General features: G+C 38.3%; 4 protein-coding genes. All 4 read left to right on the top strand.

Going from position 1 to position 4,447, the window contains the following annotated elements; all coding sequences use genetic code 11:
• Positions 1-297 precede the first annotated feature (297 nt).
• The gene (locus ACOVQ4_RS04425) at positions 298-1,059 is read left to right on the top strand and encodes a TIGR00730 family Rossman fold protein (RefSeq protein ID WP_421819443.1); all 762 of its coding nucleotides are present in this window, start codon (positions 298-300) and stop codon (positions 1,057-1,059) included.
• A gap of 62 nt (positions 1,060-1,121) precedes the next feature.
• Positions 1,122-1,943 (top strand): universal stress protein, encoded by an 822-nt coding sequence (locus ACOVQ4_RS04420; RefSeq protein ID WP_421819442.1) that lies wholly within the window; start codon positions 1,122-1,124, stop codon positions 1,941-1,943.
• 162 nt (positions 1,944-2,105) lie between these two features.
• Positions 2,106-3,560 (top strand): APC family permease, encoded by a 1,455-nt coding sequence (locus ACOVQ4_RS04415; RefSeq protein ID WP_421819441.1) that lies wholly within the window; start codon positions 2,106-2,108, stop codon positions 3,558-3,560.
• 174 nt (positions 3,561-3,734) lie between these two features.
• The gene (locus ACOVQ4_RS04410) at positions 3,735-4,220 is read left to right on the top strand and encodes a YchJ family protein (RefSeq protein ID WP_421819440.1); all 486 of its coding nucleotides are present in this window, start codon (positions 3,735-3,737) and stop codon (positions 4,218-4,220) included.
• The last annotated feature ends 227 nt before the right edge of the window (positions 4,221-4,447 follow it).

Genomic DNA, 4,447 nt, shown 5'->3' with positions numbered 1-4,447 from the left:
AAACTGTTTTTAAACATTCATTGAAAAAGTCTAAATACCTTTTCTCTTTTTGTCCTGTAATTAGTATCAAAAGATTAAATCAATACTACCTTCCATAACGGTTACACACTACTTTTCATCTATAATAATCAAAGTTTTTCTTCCCTTAATGATATAAATCAACTTAACTATTGACTCCCATCAAGAACAAGCTAGAGGGATTAGGATATTTTTGATTGAAGGCTATGAAAAAAACTAAACACTGATGCCTAAACCCTAATTCCTCAATAGGCTATTTCACCATAAAAAACTAATACTATGTCAAAATCAGAACACCATTTTATGACGCACAAAAACTCACGTTGGCATGAGTTGAAATATGTATTGAAAGTATTAGCAGAATTTGTTCGAGGTTTTCGGGTACTGCATTTTGTGGGGCCATGTGCAACTGTATTTGGCTCAGCTCGTTTGCAAGAAGGTACACATTATTATGAACAGGCTCGTAAAATTGGTGCCATGCTTGCCAATATGGGTTTTACCGTTATGACTGGCGGAGGCGGTGGTATCATGGAAGCTGCCAATCGCGGCGCTAAAGAAGCAGGAGGTTTGTCGGTTGGATGTAATATTATTTTGCCGCACGAGCAAGCCCCAAATCCTTATCTGGATAAGGTTGTTGAATTTGATTTTTTCTTTGTTCGAAAAGTTCTTCTAAGTAAATATTCCTATTGCTTTGTTGTCATGCCAGGAGGTTTTGGAACACTCGACGAAATGTTTGAGGCAATTACTTTGATTCAAACCAAAAAAATGAGTCCATTTCCGATTGTGCTATTTGGAAAAGAATTTTACCAAAAACTCTATGAACAATTGTTAGACATGGAAAAGGCAGGAACCATATCACCAGAAGATTTATCCCTTTTTTTAATTACTGATTCCTTAGCAGAAGCCCGCATGCATATTCAGAAGAATGCAGTGGAGGCGTTTGGCTTAAATGACTACCAAAACCTAACACCATGGAGATTATTGCTTGAAAAAAGGGTTAATCGCAAAATAAATACTGACATTAAGCAGAGAACATCCTAACGAGCCTCATTCGACATCCCAGCGCTTATGAACAATTTTGTAACAACAAAATGACAATAGCCATGAAAACAGTTATAGTACCAACCGACTTTAGTCGTACCGCGCACAAAGCCTTACAATTTGCTATCACAGTGGCGCAAAACCTAAACCTTGATTTGGTCTTGTTACATGTATTCAATCTTTCGGGTTCATTGCCTTATGAATCGCCCTCACAAATTGAACAAGAAATCCGTGAGGCACAAAAGGCTTCAGATAAGCAATTAGCTGCTGTAAAAGAGCAATACCTTCATGATTTTAGTAACGATATCAAAATATTAAGTGTTTATGGGGTAATCTCAGAGGTAATTGAACAAGTAGCCACTCAAGCAAAGGCCGAATTTATTGTAATGGGTACACGTGGAGCCAAAGATTTGTGGAGTAACATCATGGGAAGCAATGCCTTTCAGGTAGTTAAAAATGCCAGTTGCCCCGTATTTGTCATTCCTGAAAAAGCAAGTATTCAGGATATGAAAAGTATTATTTATGCCTCTGACTATACCAACGATGAGGTACAGGTAGTGCGGAGTATCGTCGATATTGCCCAAAGTTTTAAGGCAAAAACAAAAGTTGTCCATATCCATGATGTCGAAGAGCCAAGTATTTCGGAAGATGAGACTTTAAGCGATTGGTTACTTTCTTTTTTTGAAAATGAAAAACTAGAAAGTCACGTAGCCTTAGGCAGCAATACAATAGAAGGCATCGAAAACTACTTAAAAAATAATGAGGCAGACTTGTTGGTCCTTGCCATGAAAAATCGAGATTTTTTTGAAAACATTTTTCACACCAGTGTTACCAAACACTTCATTCAGCACTTCAATATGCCTCTTTTAGTGCTCCCCAAATAGTATTTTCTTATTTGATTCCTTACTTTGCTTTTATAAATTCTATAGCTCATTTTGGCATATTTGTCAGAATGAGCTTTTATTTTGTCGAATAAGATATCTATCTATACGTTTCAACGGTACAAGCCCTCTTGTTTGGTTGAAGGTTTTTTCTTTTCTTTGAGTATGGAAAAAAATCAACAACTAAAGAAAGAAATAGGATTGCTAGATGCCAGTATGATTGTGATTGGCTCTATGATTGGTTCGGGGATTTTCATCGTTTCAGCAGATGTAACTCGTAACCTTGGCTCACCCGGATACCTCCTCCTCACTTGGATTATTACAGGTATCATTACACTGATTTCTGCCTTATCGTATGGCGAACTCGCAGGTATGATGCCCAACGCAGGCGGACAGTACGTCTATCTCCGTGAGGCTTACAACCCTTTGGTAGGGTTTCTATTTGGCTGGACAACCTTCTTGGTAATCGAAACGGGTACGATTGCCGCAGTGGCAGTGGCTTTTGCCAAATATACTGGCGTACTCCTCCCCGACCTCATCAACGACCAAGCATTTTTAGGCTTCTTTAGCACTCAACAATTTTTGGCCATTGCACTAATTGCATTTCTTACGTTTATTAACTTAAAGGGCGTTAAAAATGCCAAATTTGTTCAACTTATTTTCACTGTAACCAAAATCGGCGCTTTACTTGGTTTGGCTGTCGTGGGTATAATCGTAGGACTTAATCCAGACAAAGGTGTATGGGCTATCAATGCTATCGACTTTTGGAGTCCTGTCAAAATTATTTGGGAAAATGGTAAAATTATGGATTATGAATACCTTTCGGGTATTGGACTTTGGTCGGCTGTAGGTTTAGCGTTGATTGGTCCGTTATTTTCATCATCAGCTTGGAACAACGTTACTTATATCGCTGGCGAAATGAAAAATCCGAAGAGAGATATTCCGCTCTCCCTACTGTATGGAACCTTGACGGTAAGTGCTTTATATATCTTGGCCAATGTAGCTTACCTAATGTTGCTACCCGTGCAAGGTCATCCAAACGCTCCTGATACCCTTTCGAGAGGTATTATGTTTGCGACCAACGACCGTGTAGGTACGGCTGCTGCCGAAATGATTTTTGGTAATCCTGCGGCTATTATCATGGCAGTTTTTATCATGATTTCTACCTTTGGATGTAACAATGGTATTATTCTTTCGGGTGCTCGTGTATATTATGCGATGGCCAAAAACGGTTTGTTTTTCAAGAAAGCAGGAGAAGTAAATAAAAATGGCGTTCCAGGATTTTCGTTGATTATACAAGGTGCATGGGCTTCATTTTTATGTTTGTCTGGCACGTATGGCGATTTATTAGATTACACCGTATTCTCAATTTTGGTGTTTTATATCTTAACCATTGGTGGTGTTTTTATTCTCAGAAAAAAACAACCAGATACACCACGCCCGTACAAAGCCTTTGGTTATCCTATTATTCCAGCCATTTACTTAGTTTTTGCTGCTGGCCTTTGCATTAACTTATTGATTTACAAGCCTATTCCTTCTTGGGCTGGGGTTGGCATTGTAGCCTTGGGTATTCCTGTTTTTTATATCTGGAAAAAGATGGAAAAGAAAACAGAGGAATAGTGATTTTTTTCAGAAGAAAATTTAAGCGCCCTAAGTATGACAAAATACCGTTGATTCTGTGATTTGTGATACTTAGGGCACTTTTCTTATGGCTAAAAACATCATTCTCCTTAGCCATAAACCCTCGAGGGATACTATCTTTGTAGCCAAACCAAACATATTTCCATTGCCCCAATGTCTCAAGTCCAATTATGCCCTTGCGGTTCACAAAAAGCGTATTCTGAATGTTGCGAGCCTTTTATTGAAGGAAAAGAAATAGCCTCAACGGCAGAACAGTTGATGCGTTCAAGATATACCGCCTACCATAAAGTAAAGGTTGAGTATCTTCTTCAAACGACGCATCCAAGCCGCAGAAATGATTTTGCTCCAACATCTATTCGTGAATGGGCTACCGAAAATGAGTGGACTCAACTTCAAGTACTTTCTACTAATAATGGGAAAGTTACTGATACTCAAGGCGAAGTGGAATTTAGAGCTTCGTTTAAAGATGCTGACGGGTTTGCTCGTACGCATTACGAATATTCAAGTTTTGTAAAAGAACAAAATCGTTGGTATTATGTCTCAGGAAAATTCCAACCGCCAGCTAATCAAAAAATTGACAGAAACGCCCCTTGTCCTTGTGGAAGTGGCAAGAAATACAAAAAATGCTGTGGGAAGTAGGAAGTAGTGCTGAATTATGAGTTGAGAATTGTGAATCTGAATTTTTAATTCAGAACAAGTTCCTAGTTCAAGACTTAGTCTTGGACTTACTTTTTTCAACAGTTTAAAACTGTTTTTACAAAAATCAATGACAAAGTCCACACATCTGAATGCCCATTAGCCGTTTTGTCCAGTAATGAGATTTTTGTCTGATTAAGCTTTTGGCAAAATATTCCCACTCTTTTCTC

It is taken from the genome of Flectobacillus sp., assembly GCF_049240685.1.
Lineage (GTDB): Bacteria > Bacteroidota > Bacteroidia > Cytophagales > Spirosomataceae > Flectobacillus.
This window is presented reverse-complemented; position numbering and strand designations above follow the sequence as displayed.

What these genes read in the sequence shown, in the direction of transcription:
- ACOVQ4_RS04415 (WP_421819441.1), top strand. Translation starts at nt 2,106, where the DNA reads ATGGAAAAAAATCAACAACTAAAGAAAGAAATAGGATTGCTAGATGCC.
- ACOVQ4_RS04420 (WP_421819442.1), top strand. Translation starts at nt 1,122, where the DNA reads ATGAAAACAGTTATAGTACCAACCGACTTTAGTCGTACCGCGCACAAA.
- ACOVQ4_RS04425 (WP_421819443.1), top strand. Translation starts at nt 298, where the DNA reads ATGTCAAAATCAGAACACCATTTTATGACGCACAAAAACTCACGTTGG.
- ACOVQ4_RS04410 (WP_421819440.1), top strand. Translation starts at nt 3,735, where the DNA reads ATGTCTCAAGTCCAATTATGCCCTTGCGGTTCACAAAAAGCGTATTCT.